The organism is Bradyrhizobium sp. HKCCYLS3077 (assembly GCF_051167555.1).
Lineage (GTDB): Bacteria > Pseudomonadota > Alphaproteobacteria > Rhizobiales > Xanthobacteraceae > Bradyrhizobium.
In genome coordinates this window covers 248,007-270,826 of sequence record NZ_JBNPTH010000003.1, presented here as the reverse complement: position 1 = coordinate 270,826, position 22,820 = coordinate 248,007, and the positions used below count along the sequence as shown (strand labels likewise).

Here is a 22,820-nt window from a genome sequence, read left to right as displayed (position 1 = left end):
GCGTCTCTACGGCTCAGAATTCCTTCCAGTCCACATCGCCCGCCCCGACCACACGCCGGCGCGCGGTCTCGCCGTCAGAACTGCGAGGCGGGGGGGACGGCGCTCGCACGGGCGCCGGCTTGGCGGTCGCGCTGCGCATCGTTGCGAGCTTGTCCTTCCCGGCGCCGAGCGAGCGGTCGACCACCGGATTGCCGGTCTTGGCCGCGTAGGGCCGCCCGCGATCGAATTCGGGCAGCATCACGAAGCGATTGACCATCTCGGCCATCGTCTCGGTCTGCTCTTCCATCGACTTGGCGGCGGCGGCGGCTTCCTCGACCAGCGCGGCGTTCTGCTGCGTGACCTTGTCCATCTGGGTCACGGCGTTGTTGACCTGCTCGATGCCGCCGCGCTGCTCCTGCGACGCCGCCGAGATCTCGGCCATGATGTCGGTGACGCGCTTCACCGACTGCACGATGTCCTCCATCGTCTTGCCGGCGGTGTCGACCAGGCGCGAACCGGACTCCACCTTGGAGACCGAGTCGGAGATCAGTCCCTTGATCTCCTTGGCCGCATTGGCGCTGCGCTGCGCGAGGTTGCGCACCTCGGCGGCGACCACTGCGAAGCCGCGGCCCTGGTCGCCGGCACGCGCGGCCTCGACCGCCGCATTGAGGGCAAGGATGTTGGTCTGGAATGCGATCTCGTCGATCACGCCGATGATGTCGGCGATCTTGCGGCTGGCATGCGTGATGCCTTCCATGGTCTGTACGACCTCGGCGACCACGGTGCCCCCCTTGATCGCGACGTCCGACGCCGAGGACGCCAGCTTGTTCGCCTGCTGGGCATTCTCGGCGTTCTGCCGAACGGTCGAGGTGAGCTGCTCCATGCTGGCCGCGGTCTCTTCGAGGCTGGCCGCCTGCTCTTCGGTCCGCTGTGACAGATCGGTGTTGCCGTTGGCGATCTCGCGTGCAGCACTCGACAGCGTGTGGGAGCTCTCGGACACTTCGGCGAGCACGGCGGACATCGCGTCGAGCAGCCCGTTCACGCCTTCGCAGAGCTGGGCGATCTCGCCGCTCTTGCCCTCCATCGGGATGCGCTCACGCAGATCGTTGTTCTTGGCCGCATCGACGACGGCCTGCGTCTGCCGCACCGCGGCCTGCAGCGATTCCGACGCCCTCACCTGATCGGTGATGTCGGCGGCGTATTTGACCACCTTGAACGGCTTGCCGGATTGGTCGAGAATCGGGTTGTAGCTCGCCTGGATCCAGATCTCGCGTCCGCCCTTGCCGAGCCGCTTGAACTGGCCGGCCTCATATTCACCGCGGCCAAGCTTGTCCCAGAACAGGCGGTATTCCGCGCTCTGACGGTGGGCCGGCTCGACGAACATCGAGTGATGATGGCCCTTGATCTCGGCCAGCGAGTACCCCATCGACGTGAGGAAGTTGTCGTTGGCGTCCAGGATCGTTCCGTCCAGCGCGAACATGATCATCGCCTGCGAGCGATCGATCGCGGCAAGCTGCGAGGCCTGGCTGCGGATGTCGGTCACATCGGCCCATTCGAGCATGAAGCCGTGGCTGCCCTGGGCGCCCCGCATCGCATTGACGCTCAGCGAGATCTTGAGCGGGCCGACCGAGATGTCGGTCTTGAATGGCAGATTGGCTGGGTTGGCCAGCATCGTCCGCTGGTGCGCCGGGTTGCGATGGAAGATGTCGATGCAGGTTCCGAGCATCCCGTTCGGATCGAAGCTTGGCCAGACCTTGCGGAACTCCGCGAGATGCTGGTTGAACAGCTGCTTCGAGGCGTGGTTGAGGTAGGTGATCTTGAGGTCGTTGTCGACCAGCATCACGGCGCTGGTGACGCGTTCGGCGACCATGGTCATCAGGTCGTCACGCGGGGCAGCGGGTTGCCTGGGAGCGGACGGCTTAGCGGCGGGCTGCGGCCGGCTGCTGCGCGAGCGCGAGCGCGCCTTCGGCTTTGCGCTGTCTTCGCCCGGAGCGCCGTCGGCTGTGAAGTCCTGCATGATGTTGTCCTCGTAAGTGTCGCTCATGACGATCTCGCAAAAATGTCCTGTGATGGGTTCAGGCGGCGGCCGCCGCATCGGCCGGAGCGGCCTTACGCTTGACTGACTCTGCCGACATTCCGAACAGGCCGGACAGCGACACCAACGTCACCATCCGCTCCTGAATCGCGACCAACCCCTCCAGGAACTGATCCTCGACCGGCATGCCCATCTCGGGCACGTCGCGGATCTCCTTGGGATCGACCGAGATGATGTCGGAGACGGTATCGACCAGGAGGCCGACGGTGCGCGTTCCCGCCGCAACGATGATGACCACGTGCATGCTGGTCGGCACGGTCACGCCGGTGCCGAACCGCGCGCGCAGATCAAAGATCGGCACGATGATGCCGCGCAGATTGATCACGCCGCGCACATGTGACGGCGCGTTGGGGATCATGGTCGTTTCGGTCCAGCCCTTGATCTCGCGGACCACCATGATGTCGATGCCGTACTCCTCCGCGCCAAGCGTGAAGGTGATGAATTGCTGCACGTTCTCGCCGACGGCCGCGTCCAGGCCGAAACCGACGGCCGGCTTGTTGTCAGGCTGCATGGGTGAGGTCCTTTGCGAGTTCAGCTGTCAATGGCTCCGGCGCGGGCAGCCGTCCGGGCGTGCCGCGGACGTCGATCTCGTGCAGCCGGGCGACGTCGAGGATCAGCGCAACGCGGCCGTTGCCGAGAATGGTGGCGCCGCTGATGCCCTCGACCGGCTCGTAGTTGGCCTCCAGGCTCTTGACGACGACCTGCTGCTGTCCGAGCAGCTCGTCGACGACGATGCCGACGCGGCCGGCGCTTTCGCTCTGCACGATGATCACGATGCCGCGGCAGGGATCGCCGATGGCATCGCCGATCGAGAACACGCGATGCAGATAGACCAGCGGCAGATATTCCCCTCGCAAGGCGAGGACGTGCCCGCGGCCGACCACGGGATGGATGTCGGCGGCCAGCGGCCGCAGGTTCTCGACGATCGCCACCAGCGGAATGATGAACGTCTCGCGCCCGACCGAAACCACCATGCCGTCGACCACCGCGAGCGTGAGCGGGAGCGACAAGATGAATGAGGAGCCCTGCCCGAAGCGCGAGCGCACCGAGATGCGGCCGCCGAGCGCCTGCACGTTGCGCTTGACCACGTCCATGCCGACGCCGCGGCCAGAGATGTTCGAGATCACGTCGGCGGTCGAGAATGCCGGCAGGAAGATCAGATTGTCGATCTCGTCGTCGCTCAGATTGGCGCCGGCCGGCACGAGATCGCGCGCCCTGGCCTTGGCCAGGATCTTCTCGCGGTTGATGCCGCGGCCGTCATCCGACACCTCGATGACAATGCGGCCGCTGCGCTGCGCGGCGGACAAATGGATCGTTCCCTGCCGCGACTTGCCTGCGGCGAGCCGCTCGGCCGGCGGCTCGATGCCGTGATCGAGCGCGTTGCGGATCATATGGGTCAGCGGATCGTTGAGCTGCTCGATGACCGTCTTGTCGATCTCGGTCATCTCGCCGGAGGTGATGATGCGCACCTCCTTGCCGAGCGTGGCGGCGAGCTCGCGCACGATCCGCGGCATGCGCGCGAACACCGACTTCACCGGCTGCGCGCGGATCGCCATCACGCTTTCCTGCAACTCGCGCGCGCTCTGGGCGAGTGCTTCGATACCCTGGATGAGCTGCGGATACTTGTCGGCCGGCAGCGAAAGGCCCTGCTCCGTCAGCATCGCCTGACTGATCACGAGCTCGCCGACGAGATTGACCAGGCGGTCGACCTTGTCGACGTCGACGCGGATCGATTGCGCGACGCTGACGGCCGAAACGGCGGGAGCCGGTGCTCCGCCGGGCTCACCGGCCACTGTCTCGACCGCGCTTGCGGCCGATTCGAGCTGCTCGATCTCGAGATCGCAATCATCCTCGACGAATTCGAAGACATCCTGGATGGCGCCGCGCGGGACGGCCGTCTCCAAGGTGAACGTCCAATTGAAGTAGGCCGCCTCGGGATCGAGCTGACCCAGCGCCGGAAGGCTGGAGCTGTCAACCACGGTCGTCAGCGTACCGAGCTTGCGCAGCTGACGGATCAGCAGCAGCGGCTCGTTGGCCTTCTTCAGCATCTCCGTGTGCGGCCGGAACTTGATGCGATATTTCTGTTCGCCGAGCGACTTCGTCTCGACGGCGACATGGGCCGGAGCCGCACCAGAGGCCTGCCCGGCGCCCTGGAGCGCGTCCTGCATGGCCACGCTGATGTCGCTGGCGAAGTTCGGCGGCAGCTGCTGCTCCAGCCGCGCTGCCGTCACGATGTCCGCCAGCGCATCGCTGGCGCGCAGCAACAGCTGCCGGATCTCCTGGGACGCAGCGATCTTGTGGTCGCGCAAGGCGTCGAGCAGGCTCTCGAACGTGTGTGAGAACGCGACCAGGTCGGTACAGCCGAATGCGCCCGCGCCGCCCTTGATCGAGTGCACCGAGCGGAAGATCGCATGCAGCGTCTCGTCGTCCTCCTGCCCGGAGGACAGCAGTTCGAGATTGGACTGCAACGCGTCCAGCAGCTCCGCACATTCCTCGAAATAGGTCTTGCGGAACTGCGCGACGGGATACGCTTCTTGGTCTGACGTTACGGACATACGCGGTTGACCGTCGCGATCAGTTGCTCGGGATTGAACGGCTTCACCAGCCATCCCGTCGCGCCCGCCGCCTTGCCGTCGGCCTTCTTGGCGCCATCGCTCTCGGTCGTCAGGATCAGGATCGGCACCGCACGATGTTGGCTGCCGGCCCTCACATTCTTGATCAGCGTAATGCCGTCCATGTTCGGCATGTTCAGGTCGGTGATGATCAGATCGAACTTGCCACCGCCCAGAACGTTGAGCGCCGCCTTGCCGTCCTCGGCTTCCGCCACGTCGAAGCCAGCCTTCTTCAACGTGAAGGAGACCATGTCGCGCATGGTCTTCGAGTCGTCGACTGCGAGAATTCGCTTGGTCATGTCACTCCATCCAATGATCTAATTCGTCGCCAAGTCCCAGCTCGGTCACCGCCGTTCGGAACAGCTCGGATGCCTGCGTGATCTTGAAAGATTTGTGGGCCGCGCCCGCGCCGCGTGCGGCGGCGAGCAGGATCTGCACGCAGGGCGTGGACATCCGCTCGACGCCGCTCGCGTCGAGCACGATATCGCCAGCGCTCGCGAGCCGGACCATCTCGTCGCGCAACTGGGAGGCTTGCGTGAGATCCAGCATCTGCGGCAGCACGTAGGCGCCGTCGGCTACGTGGTTGGTCAAGCCAGGGGCTGTCGAGTTCGCGTCCGTCATGCTCGAAATTCCATGGAGCTTTTGAGCTCCGGCCGCGGCGCCAACGCGCCACGGACTAAAAAACGATCTTTGAGTTCACCCGACAGACACAGCCCTTGCGCGTCAACTCGTTCAAACTTCGCGGAAAGCGATTGTTGGATTGTTAAATATGAGAGCCGTATTAGTACGGCTCATCTACCCTGGCGTGTTTCGATTTCCAGAAGTGAGGTGGAACACGCGCCGCCCTCGCGACGGCGCAAATGCTTTCGAACGTGCGCAGCAGCCGTCGGCGCTGCGTTGAAATGGGTGAAGAGTGAGACATGCGTGATCGCCCCGGCCGTTTCGCCAAGCGTTAGCAACGCGGGTGTTAATGGAATCCGTGTCGATTGCTGAACGGATGGTCCGGACGACTACGGGTCCGGCGCAGCAATGACCGGGATCTTACGGGCCGGCGACGGATGCACGCTGATGTGCAAAAGGCCAGCGTCGGTGACGCTGGCCTTTTTACGTCTCTGGTGATCGCCGAAACCGAAGCGTCGGCGCGGTGCGTGGGTCGTTATCGGCGCTGGTTGTAGACGTCGATGCAGACGGCGCCGAGCAGCACCAGGCCCTTGATGACCTGCTGATAGTCGATGCCGATGCCGAGGATGGACATGCCGTTGTTCATCACACCCATGATCATGGCGCCGATGACCGCGCCGCCGACCCGGCCGACGCCGCCATAGGCCGAGGCGCCGCCGATGAAGCAGGCCGCGATGACGTCGAGCTCGAAGCCGAGACCGGCCTTCGGGGTTGCGGTGTTGAGACGGGCGGCGAAGATCAGGCCGGCCAGCGCCGCCAGCACGCCCATGTTGACGAAGGTCAGGAACACCAGCCGCTCGGTCTTGATGCCCGACAGCTTGGCCGCCTTGGCATTGCCGCCGACGGCGTAGATCTGCCGGCCGACCACGGTGCGGCGCGTCATGAAGCCGTAGAGCGCGATCAGCGCTACCATGATCACCAGCACGTTGGGCAGGCCGCGATGCGAGGCGATCAAGTAGGTGAAGTACATCAGTACGCCGGCGAGCACGACGTTCTTGGCGGCGAACACGCCGAACGGCTCGACGTCGATGCCGTGCTCGACCTCACGCGCCCGGCCCTTGACGCTGGCATAGACCAGGATGAGCGTGAGCACCGCGCCGATCGCGAGCGACGTCGGATTGAGATTGCCGGCGCCGGAGATCAGCTCTGGAATGAAACCGGACGACAGCTTCTGAAAGGTCGCGGGGAACGGACCGACCGACTGGCCCTGCAACAGCGCCAGCGCCAGGCCCTTGAACACCAGCATGCCGGCGAGTGTCACGATGAAGGACGGAATGCCGAAATACGCCACCCAATAGCCCTGCGCCGCACCGATCGCCGCGCCGACGATCAGGCAGGCGATGATGGCGAGCGGGAAATCGATGTGGTAGCGCACCATCAGCACGGCCGCGACGGCGCCGACGAAGCCCGCGACCGAGCCGACCGAGAGGTCGATATGCCCGGTGACGATCACCAGCAGCATGCCCAGCGCCATGATGACGATGTAGCTGTTCTGCAGCACCAGATTGGTGAGGTTGAGCGGCTGCAGCAGGGTGCCGTCGGTCATGATCTGGAAGAACAGCATGATGACGAACAGCGACATCAGCATGCCGTAGCTGCGCAGATTGTTCTTCAGAAAGCCGGCGTGGGGCTTCTCTTCCGGGAGTGAAACCGTCTTGTCGGTCATGGCTGGTGTCCTCCCGGCCGCTTAGGCGGCCGTCTCCTGGTTCTTAAGGGCTTCGTTGCGCATGATGGCGCGCATGATCTTTTCCTGCGTCGCGTCCGGGCCCGCGAACTCGCCGACGAAGGCGCCGTCGTTCATCACGCAGATCCGGTCACAGATACCCAGCAGCTCGGGCATCTCCGACGAGATCACCACCACACCCCGGCCGGCGTCCGCAAGCTCCTGGATGATACAGTAGATCTCATATTTGGCGCCGACGTCGATGCCGCGGGTCGGTTCGTCCAGGATCAACACCTTGGGATCGGTCATCAGCCATTTCGACAGCACGACCTTCTGCTGGTTGCCGCCGGAGAGCTGGCCCGCCTCCTGATAGACGTCCGAGCAGCGGATGCGCATGCGGCCGCGGTAGCCGGAGGCCGCCTTGAGCTCGGCGATGTCGTCGATCACGCCCTTCGGCGCGACCTGGGAAAGGCTTGCGAGCGTGATATTCTTGCGGACGTCGTCGGCCAGGATCAGGCCGAGCTGCTTGCGGTCCTCGGTGACATAGGCGAGGCCGGCATCGATCGCGGCGGGCACGCTGGTGAGATTGACATCCTTGCCCTCGAGCCGGGCGCGGCCCGAGATGTTCACGCCCCAGGAGCGGCCGAACAGGCTCATCGCGAACTCGGTGCGTCCGGCGCCCATCAGCCCGGCGATGCCGACGATCTCGCCGCGGCGCACCTGGAAGTCGACATTCTTGATGACGCGGCGGTCCGAGTGCTGCGGATGGAACACGGTCCAGTTCTCGACCGTGAACACCGGCTCGCCGATCTTCGGCTGGCGCTCCGGGAAGCGGTGCGCCATGTCGCGGTTGACCATGCTCTTGATGATGCGGTCCTCGAGCACCGGCTCGGCGCGGCAGTCGATGCCGTCGACGCTGCGGCCGTCGCGCAGCACGGTGATGCGGTCGGCGACCCGGGAGACCTCGTTGAGCTTGTGGGTGATCAGGATCGAGGAGATGCCCTGCTCGCGGAAGGCGACGAGACGATCGAGCAGCGCGGCGCTGTCGGCCTCGTTGAGGCTGGCGGTCGGCTCGTCCAGGATGAGAAGCTTGACTCGCTTGGACAGCGCCTTGGCGATCTCGACCAGCTGCTGCTTGCCGACGCCGAGATCGGTGATCAGGGTGTCCGGGGATTCCTTCAGGCCGACCTGCGCGAGCAATTGCTGCGTCCGGCGATAGACCTCGTCGCGGTCGATGACGCCGAAGCGCGACGGCGCGTGCGACAGGAAGATGTTCTCCGCGATCGACATCAGCGGGATCAGCGCAAGCTCCTGGTGGATGATGATGATGCCGAGCGCCTCGGAATCATTGATGTCGCGGAACTTGCGTTCCTCGCCCTCGAAGATGATCTGGCCCTCGTAGCGGCCGTGCGGATAGACGCCGCTCAGCACCTTCATCAGGGTCGACTTGCCGGCGCCATTCTCGCCGACCAGCGCGTGGATTTCGCCGGGCTCGACGGCAAAGCTGACGTCGCGCAGAGCCTGCACGTTGCCGAAGCTCTTGCTGACGTTGCGCATTTCCAGGATTGCGGTCATCGTGTCATGTCTCTGTTCTGACGCCACTCAGTTCTAGCGCCACTCGCCCCCGCCGCGCGAGCTCCAATAAGATGTCCCTCCCCCCGGAAGACCGGGGAGAGGGCTGCTTGTCTGTTAGACCGAGATCACTCGAACTGCGACTTCTTGTAGTAGCCGCTCTCGACCAGGACCTTCTCCCAGTTGCTCTTGTCGACCACGACCGGCTTGAGCAGGTAGGACGGCACGACCTTGACGCCGTTGTTGTAGGTCTTGGTGTCGTTGACCGGAACTTCCTTGCCGGCCAGTGAGGCATCGACCATGTCGGCGGTCACCTTGGCGAGATCGCGAGTGTCCTTGAAGATGGTCGAGTACTGGTCGCCGCGCAGCATCGCCTTGATCGACGGCACCTCGGCATCCTGGCCGGAGATCACCGGCATCGGCTGATCGGCGCTGCCATAGCCCACGCCCTTCAGCGACGAGATGATGCCGATCGACAGGCCGTCATAGGGCGACAGCACCGCGTCGACGCGCTTCTTGCCGTAGAAGGCGCTCAGCAGGTTGTCCATGCGGGCCTGGGCGGTGGCGCCGTCCCAGCGCAGGGTCGCGACCTTGTCCATGCCCTTCTGGCCGGAGCCGATCACCAGCTTGCCGGAGTCGAGATAGGGCTGCAGCACCGACATCGCGCCGTTGTAGAAGAAGTAGGCGTTGTTGTCGTCCGGCGAACCGCCGAACAGCTCGATGTTGAACGGACCCTTGCCGTCCTTCAGGCCAAGCTTGTCGACGATCGACTGCGCCTGCAGCACGCCGACCTGGAAGTTGTCGAAGGTCGCGTAATAGTCGAGGTTCGGCGTGTCGCGGATCAGGCGGTCATAGGCGATCACGGTGATGCCCTTGGCCTTGGCCTGCTTCAGCACGTCCGACAGCGTGGTGCCGTCGATCGCCGCAATGACCAGCACCTTGGCACCCTTGGTCACCATGTTCTCGATCTGCGAGAGCTGGTTCGGGATGTCGTCCTCGGCATATTGCAGGTCGGTGGCGTAGCCGCGATCCTTCAGCACCTTGACGATGTTGTTGCCGTCATCGATCCAGCGCGCCGAGGACTTGGTCGGCATCGCGATGCCCACGGTGCCCTTGCTCTGCGCCATGGCGGCGCTGGACAGCGCCAGGGCGCCGAGGCCGGCCAACGCGGCGGCCATGATGGTCTTGAAATTCAGCATGCTTCACTCCCTCTTGGATTTTCGAACTCTTGAACTTTTCGAACTCTTGGATTTTCGATTTTCAACGAGACTACGCGATTGCGTATCTTGATACCAGTTAGCTGTTAGGCTGAACGACGCTCGACTTGATTGTTCCTCCTCTCAGATCGACAGCACGACGTCGGGCTCGGCGCGTCCCCTTGCGCCGACATCGAGAAGAAAGGTCTGGCCGTGGCCGGGGTCGGCCGCCTTGGCCGCCGCGTCCATGTCCTGCCAGGCCGATGTGACCAGCAGGCGCGACAGATCGGGGCCAACGAAGGCGGGACAACTGGCCTGGCTGGCGGGAACCGCGACGCTGCGCAGATGCTCGCCCTGCGGGCTGTAGACGTCGACACAACCGCCGCCCCAGCGCGCGTTCCAGATCCGCCCCTCGGCATCGACCACCGCGCCGTCGAGCCCACCGATCCCGGTATGGCGCAGCAGCACCTCCGGCTCGCCACGTGGCAGCCCGGTCTGCGGATCGAGCGCGACGCGGTAGAGCACGTTCTCGTCGGTGTCGGCGAAATAGCCGGTCGCGCCATCAGCGGTGAAGCAGATTGCGTTCGGGATGGTGACGTTCGGAAAGAGACGGACGATCTCGCCGCGATGCAGCGCATAGATCGCGCCCAGCCCGCGCTCGGCCTTACGGCCCATGGTGCCGATCCAGAACGTGCCCGAGGGATGCACGCGCGAGTCGTTCGACCGCGTCGCCGGATTGTCGGCCTCGAGCGGGAGATACAGCGACAGCGCGCCGTCGGCGATGGTTCGGATATAGAGCCCGTCCTCGGCCACGATCAGTTGCCGCTTCGCATCGATCCGGCCGAGCGCGCTCGCCATCTTGCCCAGGACATGACGGCGAACCTCGCCGCCGCCGATCTTGGCTTCGAACAGCAGGCCTTCGCGGATGTCGAACCACCAGGCCGTGTCCGTCGCGGGATCGTAGGTCGGTCCCTCGCCGAGATGGCAGTGCTCAGCGCAAAGGATGGTGGTCGGCACCTGCTCCATCATCATGCGGACGCTCCCGTGGTCGAGAAGCGATAGATGGTCTGATGCTTGTAGACGTCATCAGGCGAGAGCTTGGCGCTCGGGAAATCCGGGCGGTTCGGCGTGTCCGGCCAGACCTGCGGCTCCAGGCAGAGCGCATCGGACTGCCGGAACACCCTGCCCTTGCCGCTCACGGTCGCGTCGATGTAGTTGCCGGAATAGACCTGGAGGCCGGGCTGATCGGTCAGCAGCTCCATGACGCGGCCCGAGCGCGGCGATTCCAGCCGGGCCGCGAAGCGCACGCCGTCGCCCGCGCGCAGGCAGAAATTGTGGTCGTAGCCGCGGCCGCATTTGATCTGCGCATCGTCGGCGCGGATGCGCGCACCGATCGCCTGCGCCTCGCGGAAATCGAACGGCGTGCCGACGACGTCAGCCGGCGGCCCAGGCAGCGGGATCGCCGTCTCGTCGATCGCGAGATAGTGGTCGGCGGCCAAGGTCAGCCGATGATCGAGGATGCCCGTGCCGGCCGCGAGGCCGTCGAGATTGAAGAAGCTGTGATTGGTCAGATTGACGATCGTGGTGCGGGTGGTCCGCGCCGCGAAGGTCACCGACAGTTCCGTCGGCCCGGTCAGCTGATAGGTGACGCGGACGTCGAGCCGTCCCGGATAGTTCGCCTCGCCGTCCGGGCTGACATAGAGCAGCGTCACCGAGGGCTGCTCGCCGTCCTCGATGGCGACGATCTGCCAGAGCTTGCGGTCGAAACCGTCGGGCCCGCCATGCAACGCATGCGCGCCGTCATTGGCCTCCAGGCGCACGTCGTCGCCATCCAGCGTGAAGCGCGCGCCGGCGATGCGGTTGGCATAGCGTCCGACCGTGGCGCCGAAGAACTTGCGGAGCTTGACGTAGCTCAAGAGGTCGTCATGGCCGAGCACGACATCGTCGACGGCGCCATGCGCATCCGGTACCAGCAGCGCCTGCAGCGCGGCGCCGAAGGTGATGATCCGGGCCTCGAAGCCACCGGCGCCACGCAAGGTGACGCGCTCGACCTCGCGGCCATCAGGCAGGCTGCCAAACACATCCCTGGTGATCCGGGTCTCGGCCATGGCTTAGTCCTCGAACGGCTCGACGATGTTGCGGCGGCCGAGCAGGAAGGAATCGGCCACCAGTCGGAGCGGCGCCAGATCGACGTCGCTGGCGCCAGTCTTGGTCAGCTCGACGAAGCGGCGATAGAGCCCGGGATATTCCCGCTCCTTCTCGTCGATCATCACCTGATCATCCGCTGTCATGCGCGCGCCGCCGAGCGACAGCTTCAGCTGCCCGGCATCGGTCTCGATGCGGATGTCCCAGCTCTGCGGCCCGGTCTGACGGAAGTCGAACTCGGCCGCGATCGGCAGTTCGCTCGCCGTGGACATCGAGAGATTGGCCGCGATCGGCGCCTGGCAGTTCGACGGGAACGACAACTCGGCCTCGGTGACGAACACCGGCTCCGGCAGGATGCGCGTCAGGATCGACAGCGCGTTGATCCCTGGATCGAACACGCCGAGCCCGCCCGGCTCCCAGATCCAGGCCTGACCCGGATGCCAGACGCGGACGTCCTCCTTCCAGTCGATGCGCACACTGCGGATCTCGCGCTGCGCCAGCCACGCGCGCGCAGGCTCGACGGCCGGCGCGTAGCGAGAATGCCAGGTGGCGAACAGCGTGCGCTGCTTCTTCGCCGCGAGCGTGACCAGCGGATCGAGCTCGCTCACGGCGGCGCCCGGCGGCTTTTCCAGCATGACGTGCTTGCCGGCCTCGAGCGCGACCAGGGCCTGGGCGCGGCGGACCTGCGGCGGCGTGCACAGCGACACCGCGTCGATCTCCGGCCCGTCGCGCAGCAGTTCCTCGATCGAGCCGAAATGCGGCAGGCCCGGCAGCGAGGCGTTGCGGCTCGCCACGGCGGTCAGGGTCACGCCCTCGGTGGCGGCGATCGCCGGCACGTGCTGGTCTTTGGCGATCTTGCCGAAGCCGACGATGGCGACACGAAGCTCGCTCATGGCTCAGCGTCCCCAGCGCAGCACGAGCGGATCGAGCCGGCGCGCGATCTCGATCAGGCCCTTCTGCGTCGCCGGATGGATCGGCGGCTGGGGCGCGCGCAGCGTATCGTGCTTGATCACGCCGCCCTCCTTCATCAGGATCTTGCAGGTCGCAAGGCCGCACTGGCGGTTCTCGTAGTTGATCAGCGGCAGCCAGCGCTCATAGGCCGCGGCCGCCGCGTCACGATCGCCTGCAAAATAGGGATCGATGATCTTTCTGATACCGTCGGGATAGCCGCCGCCGGTCATCGCGCCGGTGGCGCCGGCGTCGAGATCGGCCATCAGGGTGATCGCCTCCTCGCCGTCCCACGGGCCCTGGATGTCAGCGCCGCCCGCCTCGATCAGCGCGCGCAGCTTGTCGGCGGCGCGCGGCACCTCGATCTTGAAATAGGCGAGGTTCTCGATCTCCTTGGCCATGCGCGCGAGCAACGGCACCGACAGCGGCGTCCCCGCGACCGGCGCGTCCTGCACCATGATCGGAATCGAGATCGCATCCGACACGCCGCGATAGAACTCGTAGATCGAGCTGTCGGGCACGCGGAAGGTGGCACCGTGATAGGGCGGCATCACCATGACCATCGCGGCGCCCTTGTCCTGCGCGCGGCGCGAGCGCTCGGCGCAGACGAAGGTCGAGAAATGCGTGGTCGTGACGATGATCGGCACGCGGCCTGCGACATGCTCCAGCACCGTGGTCATGACGAGGTCGCGCTCGTCGTCGGTGAGTACGAACTGCTCGGAGAAGTTGGCGAGGATGCAGATGCCGTGCGAGCCGGCGTCGATCATGAAGTCGATCGCGCGCTTCTGGCCCTCGAGGTCGAGGCGGCCGTCGGCGTCGAAGATGGTCGGCGCGACCGGGAAGACGCCCTTGTAGAGCTTTTTGGCGGAAGCGGTCATGGGCCCCTCTTTAGTGATTGTCGCGCGGCACCGGCGAGCCGGTGCGGCCGACCAGGAAGTCGAAATCCACGCCGCGATCGGCCTGCAGCACGTGATCGATGTAGAGCTTCTGATAGCCGCGATCGGCATGCGGCTTCGGCGGCGTCCAGGCGGCGCGGCGCGCGGCCAGCTCCTCGTCGCTGACATGCAGATGCAGCCGGCGGCCGGGCACGTCGAGCGTGATCATGTCGCCGTTCTTCACCAGCGCCAGCGGTCCGCCGACGGTGGCTTCGGGCGCGACATGCAGCACCACGGTGCCGTAGGCCGTGCCGGACATACGCGCATCGGAGATGCGGATCATGTCGCGCACGCCCTGGCGCAGCACCTTCGCCGGCAACGGCATGTTGCCGACCTCGGCCATGCCCGGATAGCCCTTCGGGCCGCAGTTCTTCAGCACCATGATGCAGGAGGCGTCGATGTCGAGATTGTCGTCATCGACCGCGTCGTGCATCTCCTCGACGCTCTCGAACACGACGGCGCGGCCGGTGTGGTTCATCAGCTCGGGCGAGGCCGCCGACGGCTTGATGACCGCGCCGTTCGGCGCCAGGTTGCCATTGAGAATCGCGATGCCGGCTTCCGTCTTGAACGGCGTCTCGAACGGCGTGATCACCTCGGCATTGTAGTTCGGCGCTTCCGCCACGTTGTCCCACAGCGTCTTGCCGTTGACGGTGCGCGCGTCCTTGTGCAGCAGGCCACGCTCGCCGAGCGCGCGCAGCACCGCCGGCAGGCCGCCGGCGTAGTAGAAGTCCTCCATCAGGAAGCGTCCCGACGGCATCAGGTCGACGAGGCAATGCACGTCGCGGCACAGCCGGTCGAAATCGTCCAGCGTCAGCTCGACGCCGACGCGGCCGGCGATCGCGAGCAGATGCACCACGGCGTTGGTCGAGCCACCGATCGCCGCCAGCGTGCGGATCGCGTTCTCGAACGCCTGGCGCGTCAGAATGTCCGACGGCTTGAGGTCCTCGTTGACCATCTCGACGATGCGCCGGCCAGCCATGCGGGCCAGCAGATTGCGGCGAGCGTCAGCGGCTGGGATCGCGGCGTTCTCAGGAAGGCCGATGCCGAGCGCCTCGACCATCGAGGCCATGGTCGAGGCCGTGCCCATGGTCATGCAGCTGCCGGCGGAGCGGTTCATGCCGGCCTCGGCCTCGTGGAATTCCTTCAGGGTGATCTCGCCGGCGCGCAACTGCTCGCTCATCGAGATGATGTTGGTGCCGGAGCCGATGATCTGGCCGCGATAGACGCCGCGCAGCTGCGGCCCGCCGGAGACGCCGATCGCCGGCAGGTCGGCCGAGGCCGCGCCCATCAGGAGCGCCGGCGTGGTCTTGTCGCAGCCCATCAGCAGCACCACGCCGTCGAGCGGATGCGCGCGGATCGCTTCCTCGACGTCCATCGAGGCGAGGTTGCGGAACAGCATCGCTGTGGGGCGCATCGTCACCTCGCCGAGCGAGGAGACCGGGAATTCGAGCGGATAGCCGCCGGCATCGAGCACGCCCTGGCGGACGTGCTCGGCAATGACGCGGAAATGCGCGTTGCAGGGCGTCAGGTCCGACCAGGTGTTGCAGATGCCGATGACAGGCCGGCCTTCGAAACGGTCCTGCGGCGTGCCGCTGTTTTTCAGGAATGAGCGATAATAGAAGCCCATCTTGTCCTGGCGGCCGAACCACGCCTGGCTGCGCAGCTGCTTGTCTGATTTGTCGTTGCTCATTCCTGGTCCGTTCGTGCAGCCGATTGCGCATGACGCCGCCGGCCGTTGTAGATGACTTCGATCATGGCTTCCGAGGCACCCTCGGGGTCTCCATTGGCGATCGCATCGATGATGCGCTGGTGCCAGACCAGCACGGTGTCGCGATCGGCGGTCTCGACCGGTGCGCTCAACACGAAGGAGGCACGCAGTGCCGCCTCGATGACCGCGCCGATCGAGCGCATGAAGGGATTGCCGGACGCGTTGGCGATCGCGATGTGCAGGGCGAGGTCGGCGTCGGCGAAGGCGACCGAGGTCGACGGCTCGCGCTCCATCTTTGCCATCGCCGTGCGCATGGCTGCGACGTCGTCCTCGCTGCGGCGTTCGGCCGCGAGCGCCGCCGCGCGCGGCTCGATCGCCAGCCGGATCTCGGCGAGGTCGGCGAGGAAGCGTTTGTCGATCCCTGCGTCGAGGTGCCACGCCAGCACGTCCGGATCGAACATGTTCCAGGCGGAGCGCTCGCGCACCACGGTGCCGACGCGGGCCTTGGTCGAGAGCAGGCCCTTGGCCACCAGCGTCTTGACGCTCTCGCGCAGCACCGGCCTGGACACGCCGAACGTCGCGGTCAGCTCGGCATCGCCGGGCAGCCGCGCACCTTCGCCAAGACGGCCCGAGATGATGTCGATACCGATGCTGCGGGCGACTTCGGCGTGATTGGAATGTGCCCGCCGCGTCGGAATCGAGACGATGTGCGACGACGTCATGTCGGCGCCCCTGCAGGCTTGACCTCAGCGGGCTTGACGCCCGCCAGCTTGGCCCCTGCGGGCTTGACGGATGAGCGGCGCGCGAGCGCCATCAGACCTTGCTGCAGCGCAATGAAGACGAACAACAGAACCCCCGTGGCGATCTTGGTCCACCAGCTCGACAGCGTGCCGTCGAAATTGATGTAGGTCTGGATCATGCCCTGGATCAGGACGCCAAGGAAGGTGCCGATGACCGAGCCCTGCCCGCCGGTCAACAAAGTTCCGCCGATCACGACGGCCGCGATGGTATCGAGCTCGACGCCGACCGCCGACAGCGAATAGCCGGCCGCGGTATAGAAGGAGAAGACGATGCCGGCGAGGCCCGCAAGCACGCTGGACAGCATATAGATGCGGATCGTCATCGGCCCGACCGGGATGCCCATCAGCGCGGTCGCGGCACGGCTGCCGCCGAGCGCATAGACGTTGGCGCCGAACCGCGTCAGGTGCAGCAGCAGCGCGCAGACGACGAGGATCACCAGCATCGCAATCGCGATCGCAGTAAGCCGCCCGCCGCCGGGCAATTTGATCGCAAAATCCGAAACGGCGCTGTAGATCGGCGCGGTGATCGGGATCGACTCGGTGGACAGAAGGAAGCTGATGCCGCGCGCCAGAAACATGCCGGCGAGCGTCACGATGAAGGGCGGCAGCTCGAAGACGTGGATGATCGTGCCCATTGCGGCGCCGAACAGCGCGCACAGCACCAGCACCAGCGCGAAGGCCGCGAGCGGCGGAATGCCCCAGCGCTCGATCGCGAGCGCGGTGAATACCGTGGTGAAGCCGATCACCGAGCCGACGGAGAGATCGATGCCGCCGGAGATGATGACGAAGGTCATGCCGGCCGCGACGATGCCGAGAAAGGCATTGTCGGTGAGCAGATTGGCGACGACGCGGGTCGAGGCGATGTTCGGAAATTGCAGCGCGCACAGCGCAAAGCCTGCGACCAGCACGAAAGCGGTGATCGCAACCGAGGTCGAGGCCTTCATGGCTTGGTCCTCCGCCAGCGCGCGGTAAAGCGCGAGAGATCGCCGAGCCGGGGCGACTGCGCCAGCAGCACCGCCAGCACGACGACGGCCTTGACCAGCAGATTGAGCTCCGGGGGATAGCCCGAGAGCAGAATGCCGGTGTTCATGGCCTGGATGATCAGCGCGCCGGCCACCGCCAGCACGAGGCTGAAGCGGCCGCCGAACAGCGAGGTGCCGCCGATCACGACCGCGAGGATGGCGTCGAGCTCCAGCCACAGCCCCGCATTATTGGCGTCGGCGCCCATGATGTCAGCCGCGGCGATCACGCCCGCGAGCGACGCGCACAGCCCGCACCAGACATAGACCGACAGAATCATCGCGCGCGTGCCGACGCCCGACAGCTCGCTGGCGCGCGCATTGCCGCCCGTCGCCTCGATCAGCAGCCCGAGCGCGCTGCCGCGCACGACCGCCGCCGTCACCAGCAGCATGCCCAGGGCGATCACCACGGGGGTCGGCAGGCCGAGCACGGCGCCGTTGCCCATCCACACGAGATCCGGCGAGGTGAAGGTGACGATGCGGCCTTCGGTGATCAGCTGCGCGATGCCGCGCCCGGCGACCATCAGGATCAGGGTCGCGACGATCGGCTGGATCCGCAGCACAGCGACGAGGATGCCGTTCCACAGCCCGCAGGCGAGGCCGACGGCGAGCGCCGAGACCAGCACGACCGGGAGCGAATGGGTGTCGGCGAGGCTCGCCGCGGTGGCGCCCGCGATCGCCATGACGGCGCCGACCGACAGGTCGATGCCGCCGGTCGCGATCACCAGCACCATGCCGAGCGACAGCAGCGCCACCGGCGTGCCGCGGTTGAGCACGTCGATCACGCTGCCGAAGAGACGGCCATCCTGCAGATGCAGGTTGAAGAACTGCGGCGACACCAGGCGATCAATCATCAGGATGATGATCAGCGCCAAGGCCTGGGCCATGCCGCGGCGGGGGATGCGGAGCGTCATGATGCGGCCTCGTGCGCCGGCGCGGTGTCGGCGGCGATCGCCGCGAGAATGCTGGAAACCTCGATGGCGTCGCCCTTCAGCTCCTCGACATGTTCGCGATCACGCAACACCACGACGCGGTTCGAATAGGTCACGATCTCGTCGAGCTCGGAGGAGATGACGAGCAGCGCCAAGCCCTGGTCGCACAACTCGCGGACCAGGCGGATGATCTCGGCATGGGCGCCGACGTCGATGCCGCGGGTCGGCTCATCGAGCACCAGCAGCTTCGGCGATGTCGCGAGCCAGCGCGCCAGCAGCGCCTTCTGCTGATTGCCGCCGGACAACAGCCCGATCGGCCGCTCCGGATCCGGCGGCCGGATGTCGAGCATGCGGATATAGCGCATCGCGATCTCGTCCTGCTCGCGCCGCGACAGCGGACGATGCAGGCCGCGCCGCGCCTGCAGCGCCAGCACGATGTTCTCGCGCACCGTGAGATCGGCGACGATGCCCTCGGTCTTGCGCTCCTCCGGGCAATAGCCGAAGCCGAAGCCTGCGCCATCGCGCGGCGAATTCAGCTTGATGACCTTGCCGTCGATCGTGGCTTCGCCGCTGTCGGCGCGCTCGGCGCCGAACACCAGCCGCGCCGTCTCGGTCCGGCCCGAGCCAAGCAGGCCCGCGAGTCCGACGACCTCGCCGCGGCGCAGCTCCAGATCGAACGGCGCGACATAGCCCTGCTTGCCAAAGCCCTTGAAGCTGACGCAGACCTCGCGCGCCGTGTCGGGCTGGCTCGCAGCGCGCTCATGCGTCGTTTCGGCAAGCTCGCGGCCGAGCATCATGCGGATGAGATCGAGCCGCGGCAGGTCGGCGATGTCGCGCGACCCGATCAACCGGCCATTGCGCAGCACGGTGACGCGATCGCAGATCTCATAGACCTGATCGAGGAAATGGCTGACGAAGACGATGCCGATGCCGCGATCGGCCAGCTTGCGCATCACGCTGAACAGGATCTCGACCTCGTGACGATCGAGGCTCGCGGTCGGCTCGTCGAGGATGAGCACGCGCGCCGACAGATCGACGGCACGCGCGATGGCCGTGATGTGCTGGACCGCAACCGAAAAGCTCGCAAGCGGCGCGCCGACGTCGATGTCGAGACCGTAATCGAGCAGAAGCGCACGCGCGCGCCGCTTCATCTCGCCCTCGCGCACGACGCCGAAACGCGTCGGCTGGCGGCCGAGAAACAGATTCTGCGCCACCGACAGGTTCGGCAGCAGGTTCACTTCCTGATAGACGGTGGCGATGCCGGCATCGACGGCATCTTTTGCCGAGCGAGGCGCGATCTCGCGGCCGGCGAGCCGCACTGTGCCCGCGTCGCGCGCGAACACGCCGGTGACGACCTTGATCAGGGTCGACTTGCCGGCGCCGTTCTCGCCCAGCAGCGCATGGATCTCGCCCTCACCCAGCGTGAAGTCGACGCCATCGAGCGCTTTCAGCGTACCGAAGCTCTTCGACAGGCCACGGATGTCCAGGAGGGAGGGACGCGTCGCCGGCGGAGCTGAAGGATCAGACATCATGGACTACTTGGCGAGACGATTGGAGATCAGCCAGAAAGCTGACGTCCGCTTAGAATGCGGACGCCAGCACCTATTTTCGTCGTCCCGGCGAACGCCGGGACCCATACCGCGGATGGGTTGATTGAGGCACTTGGCCAATACCGTGCGCCTCATCAGCTTCGGTGGCTATGGGTCCTGGCTCCAGGTACGCATTTGCGCACAAGGCCAGGACGACGGAGAGTTCATAGGCTCAGTAGCCCAGGCCCTTCTTGCTGTCGTAGACCTTCATCGGCTCGTCAGCCGAGGTGTAGAGCTTCGACTCGGTCTGGATCCACTTCGGCGGCACCGTGCCCTTCTCCTTGAAGGCGACGATCGCATCGAAGGCCGGGCCGGCCATGTTCGGCGTCAGCTCGACGGTCGCATTGGCCTCGCCGGCGGCGATCGCCTTGAAGATATCCGGCACCGCGTCGATCGAGACGGTCAGGATGTCCTTGCCCGGCTTGAGGCCCGCTTCCTTCATCGCCTGGATCGCGCCGACCATCATGTCGTCGTTGTGGGCGTAGACGGCGCAGATCGACTTGCCGCCGCTCTCGGCCTTGATGAAGCTCTCCATCACTTCCTTGCCCTTGGCGCGGGTGAACTCGCCGGTCTGGCTGCGCACGACCTTCAGGTTGGCGTTCTTGGCGACGACGGAGTCGAAGCCCTTCTTGCGGTTGGTGGCGACGCTGGCGCCGACGGTGCCCTGCAGCTCGACGACGTTGCAGTCCTTGCCGGCCACGGTCTTGGCGAGCCACTCGCCGGCGACCGCGCCTTCATGCACGCTGTCGGAGGTCACGGCGGTCAGATAGAGGTCCTTGCCGGCGGGATCGATGTCGCGGTCGAGCAGCACGACCGGGATCTTGGCTTCCTTGGCTTCCTTGAGCACGGCGTCCCAGCCGGAGGCCACGACCGGCGCCAGGAAGATGGCGTCGACGCCCTGCGCGATGAAGGAGCGGATCGCCTTGATCTGGTTTTCCTGCTTCTGCTGGGCGTCGGCGATCTTCAAATTGATCTTGCGCTTGGCGGCTTCCGACTTCGAGACCGAAGTCTCGGCGGCACGCCAGCCGGACTCCGATCCGATCTGCGAAAAGCCGACGGTCAGCTCCGCGGCGCTAGCGGACGTGGCAAGCAGCAGGGCGGCCGTTGCCGAGGCCGCAAACAGGGCTTTCAGGGTCATCAGACGTTCTCTCCCACACAATAAAATCTGTTTTCGATGCGTCACCGCGATCTGCGGTGTCTTCGCACCGTTTCACCGGCCTCGACGGCCGACGGGGTCCGTTATTCCACGGAACCTCGGGGCTGACTAGTAATATTATTTGACTGTAATACTTTTTGTGGGAGCAAATTGGCGCGCCGCAGCACCGCCTGGGAGCGGCGGCAACGCGGTTGATATTTGAAGTTGTAGCTACGGACGTTCAGCGCAGGGTCGCCGCCTCGCGGGCGCGCTGCTCGATCGCGGCCCAAGCCCCCGCCTTGATGTCGGACGCGGGCGCCACCCAGGAGCCGCCGATCGCGACGACCTTCTTGTGCGCGAGCCATTGCGCGGCATTGCCGGCGTTGATGCCGCCGGTGGGGCAGAAGCGCACGTTGGGAAACGGACCGGCCAGCGCATCGAGCGCGGCAAGTCCACCGGCGGGGACGGCGGGAAAGAACTTCACCAGGTCATAGCCGCGCGTCACGCAGGCGATCAGATCCGACGGCGTCTGGATGCCCGGCGCGAATGGCAGCTCGCCAGCGTTGGCCGCGTCCAGCAGTTCGATCGACATGCCTGGACTGATCGCAAATGCCGCGCCGAGCCTGGCGGCGCGCTCGTAGTCTGCCGGTGTCAGCACCGTGCCGATGCCGACCTTCGCCTCGGGCACCTCGCTAATGATCGCACGCGCGGCATCAAAGCCGGCCTGCGTGCGCAACGTGATCTCGATGACGCGGAGGCCGCCCGAGACCAGCGCGCGCGCCAGCGGCACGGCGCGGCCAGCGTCCTCGATCGTGATCACCGGGATCACCGGCGCCAGCGCGAACACCGCCTCGAGCTTCGCACGCTTGTCCTGATTGCTCATCACGCCTCGCTGAGTGCCAAAATGTCCGTGGGCATCGCCGCAGCCGGGATCACCGCACCAGGCGACATGATCACAGCGCCTGCGAGCCGGTGGCCGGCCAACGCCGCCTTGCGCGGCGGCGCGCCGTTGATGCGCGCGGCGAGATAGCCGGCATTGAAGGAATCGCCGGCCGCCGTCGTGTCGACCGGCTGCAGCACGGCGGGCGGCGCGATATCGACCAGCACGCCATCGGCATGGATCAGGCAGCCGCGCGGGCCGCGTTTGATCACGACCTCGCTCACCCCGGCATCCCTGAAGCGGCGCAGGCAGACCGAGGCATCGGCGTCGTCGAACAGCATCTGCTCGTCCTCGAGCGTCGGCAGCGCGATGTCGACCAGCGGCAGGATGGCGCGGAAGGCGCGCTGCGCGACCTCCCGGCTGGCCCAGCCGCGCGGCCGGTAGTTGCCGTCGAACACCACGCGCGCGCCGCGCTTGCGCGCCACCGTCAGGAGCTCGCGCAGCTTGGCCTTGCCGGTCTCGCCATACAGCGAGAGACTGATGCCGGAGAGATAGATCACGTCGAAGCGCGACAGACGGTCGAGCATCGCCGGGTCGGCGCGATCGAACAGCTCGCGCGCCGGAGCCCGGTCGCGCCAGTACAGGAAACTACGCTCGCCCTTGGCGTCGCGCTCGATCATGTAGAGGCCTGGCACCCGGCCCTCGACCCGCAGCACTTGCGAAATATCGATGCCCTCGGCCTGCCAGGCCGCCAGCATCATCGCGCTGAGGGGGTCGTCGCCGAGCGCCGTGACGTAGGACGTGGGCACGCCGAGCCGGGACAGATAGAGCGCCGTGTTGAGCGTATCGCCGCCGAAGCCGCGCCTGAACAGGCTGCCGTCCTCCTGCGCGAACTCCACCATGCACTCTCCGATGCAGGCGACTCTCATCG

20 protein-coding genes are annotated in these 22,820 nt (G+C 66.0%); all 20 read right to left on the bottom strand.

The annotated features are described in order from the left end of the window. Positions 1 to 13: 13 nt before the first annotated feature. The 20 genes from ACQR0Z_RS13100 to ACQR0Z_RS13005 all read right to left on the bottom strand — a co-directional run bounded on the left by ACQR0Z_RS13100 (position 14) and on the right by ACQR0Z_RS13005 (position 22,818). Complete coding sequence (locus ACQR0Z_RS13100; protein ID WP_434877038.1) at positions 14 to 2,023, bottom strand: methyl-accepting chemotaxis protein; 2,010 nt, start codon at positions 2,021 to 2,023, stop codon at positions 14 to 16. A gap of 31 nt (positions 2,024 to 2,054) precedes the next feature. Further along, the gene (locus ACQR0Z_RS13095) at positions 2,055 to 2,585 is read right to left on the bottom strand and encodes a chemotaxis protein CheW (RefSeq protein WP_434918891.1); all 531 of its coding nucleotides are present in this window, start codon (positions 2,583 to 2,585) and stop codon (positions 2,055 to 2,057) included. Then, a complete protein-coding gene (locus ACQR0Z_RS13090; RefSeq protein ID WP_434918890.1) occupies positions 2,575 to 4,629 on the bottom strand; it encodes a chemotaxis protein CheA in 2,055 nt (684 codons plus the stop codon). The genes ACQR0Z_RS13095 and ACQR0Z_RS13090 overlap by 11 nt, the downstream gene beginning before the upstream one ends. Continuing rightward, positions 4,620 to 4,985: a response regulator gene (locus ACQR0Z_RS13085; RefSeq protein WP_434857203.1), complete on the bottom strand. Its 366-nt coding sequence runs from the start codon at positions 4,983 to 4,985 to the stop codon at positions 4,620 to 4,622. Before ACQR0Z_RS13085 ends, ACQR0Z_RS13090 begins: the two co-directional genes overlap by 10 nt. A 1-nt stretch (position 4,986) precedes the next feature. Further along, entirely contained in the window at positions 4,987 to 5,307 is a 321-nt protein-coding gene (locus tag ACQR0Z_RS13080) for an STAS domain-containing protein (protein ID WP_434857204.1), read from the bottom strand. A 535-nt stretch (positions 5,308 to 5,842) separates the two neighbouring features. Continuing rightward, positions 5,843 to 7,033: a multiple monosaccharide ABC transporter permease gene (gene mmsB / locus ACQR0Z_RS13075; protein ID WP_434857205.1), complete on the bottom strand. Its 1,191-nt coding sequence runs from the start codon at positions 7,031 to 7,033 to the stop codon at positions 5,843 to 5,845. 21 nt (positions 7,034 to 7,054) lie between these two features. Then, the gene (gene mmsA / locus ACQR0Z_RS13070) at positions 7,055 to 8,605 is read right to left on the bottom strand and encodes a multiple monosaccharide ABC transporter ATP-binding protein (RefSeq protein WP_434857206.1); all 1,551 of its coding nucleotides are present in this window, start codon (positions 8,603 to 8,605) and stop codon (positions 7,055 to 7,057) included. A gap of 125 nt (positions 8,606 to 8,730) precedes the next feature. Continuing rightward, positions 8,731 to 9,801 (bottom strand): multiple monosaccharide ABC transporter substrate-binding protein, encoded by a 1,071-nt coding sequence (gene chvE / locus ACQR0Z_RS13065; protein WP_315721474.1) that lies wholly within the window; start codon positions 9,799 to 9,801, stop codon positions 8,731 to 8,733. A gap of 141 nt (positions 9,802 to 9,942) precedes the next feature. Then, positions 9,943 to 10,824 (bottom strand): SMP-30/gluconolactonase/LRE family protein, encoded by an 882-nt coding sequence (locus ACQR0Z_RS13060; protein ID WP_434919306.1) that lies wholly within the window; start codon positions 10,822 to 10,824, stop codon positions 9,943 to 9,945. Between the two features lie 2 nt (positions 10,825 to 10,826). Continuing rightward, entirely contained in the window at positions 10,827 to 11,906 is a 1,080-nt protein-coding gene (locus tag ACQR0Z_RS13055; protein ID WP_434918889.1) for an aldose epimerase family protein, read from the bottom strand. A gap of 3 nt (positions 11,907 to 11,909) precedes the next feature. Beyond that, on the bottom strand, positions 11,910 to 12,836 hold the full coding sequence (locus tag ACQR0Z_RS13050) for a Gfo/Idh/MocA family protein (protein WP_434877042.1): 927 nt from the start codon (positions 12,834 to 12,836) through the stop codon (positions 11,910 to 11,912). 3 nt (positions 12,837 to 12,839) lie between these two features. Beyond that, the gene (locus ACQR0Z_RS13045; protein ID WP_434918888.1) at positions 12,840 to 13,769 is read right to left on the bottom strand and encodes a dihydrodipicolinate synthase family protein; all 930 of its coding nucleotides are present in this window, start codon (positions 13,767 to 13,769) and stop codon (positions 12,840 to 12,842) included. A gap of 10 nt (positions 13,770 to 13,779) precedes the next feature. Then, positions 13,780 to 15,516: an IlvD/Edd family dehydratase gene (locus tag ACQR0Z_RS13040; RefSeq protein ID WP_434918887.1), complete on the bottom strand. Its 1,737-nt coding sequence runs from the start codon at positions 15,514 to 15,516 to the stop codon at positions 13,780 to 13,782. Further along, entirely contained in the window at positions 15,513 to 16,256 is a 744-nt protein-coding gene (locus ACQR0Z_RS13035) for a FadR/GntR family transcriptional regulator (protein ID WP_434857211.1), read from the bottom strand. The genes ACQR0Z_RS13040 and ACQR0Z_RS13035 overlap by 4 nt, the downstream gene beginning before the upstream one ends. Next, positions 16,253 to 17,278, bottom strand: coding sequence for a galactofuranose ABC transporter, permease protein YjfF (gene yjfF / locus ACQR0Z_RS13030; RefSeq protein WP_434918886.1), 1,026 nt, complete (start codon positions 17,276 to 17,278; stop codon positions 16,253 to 16,255). Before yjfF ends, ACQR0Z_RS13035 begins: the two co-directional genes overlap by 4 nt. After that, the gene (locus ACQR0Z_RS13025; protein WP_434918885.1) at positions 17,275 to 18,267 is read right to left on the bottom strand and encodes an ABC transporter permease; all 993 of its coding nucleotides are present in this window, start codon (positions 18,265 to 18,267) and stop codon (positions 17,275 to 17,277) included. Before ACQR0Z_RS13025 ends, yjfF begins: the two co-directional genes overlap by 4 nt. Next, positions 18,264 to 19,814, bottom strand: coding sequence for a sugar ABC transporter ATP-binding protein (locus tag ACQR0Z_RS13020; protein WP_434919305.1), 1,551 nt, complete (start codon positions 19,812 to 19,814; stop codon positions 18,264 to 18,266). The genes ACQR0Z_RS13025 and ACQR0Z_RS13020 overlap by 4 nt, the downstream gene beginning before the upstream one ends. A 232-nt stretch (positions 19,815 to 20,046) precedes the next feature. Beyond that, positions 20,047 to 21,012, bottom strand: a complete 966-nt coding sequence (gene ytfQ / locus ACQR0Z_RS13015) for a galactofuranose ABC transporter, galactofuranose-binding protein YtfQ (RefSeq protein WP_434918884.1) — start codon at positions 21,010 to 21,012, stop codon at positions 20,047 to 20,049. 238 nt (positions 21,013 to 21,250) lie between these two features. Next, complete coding sequence (gene eda, locus ACQR0Z_RS13010; RefSeq protein ID WP_434918883.1) at positions 21,251 to 21,895, bottom strand: bifunctional 4-hydroxy-2-oxoglutarate aldolase/2-dehydro-3-deoxy-phosphogluconate aldolase; 645 nt, start codon at positions 21,893 to 21,895, stop codon at positions 21,251 to 21,253. Beyond that, positions 21,892 to 22,818 (bottom strand): sugar kinase, encoded by a 927-nt coding sequence (locus ACQR0Z_RS13005; RefSeq protein WP_434877047.1) that lies wholly within the window; start codon positions 22,816 to 22,818, stop codon positions 21,892 to 21,894. The genes eda and ACQR0Z_RS13005 overlap by 4 nt, the downstream gene beginning before the upstream one ends. Positions 22,819 to 22,820 lie beyond the last annotated feature (2 nt).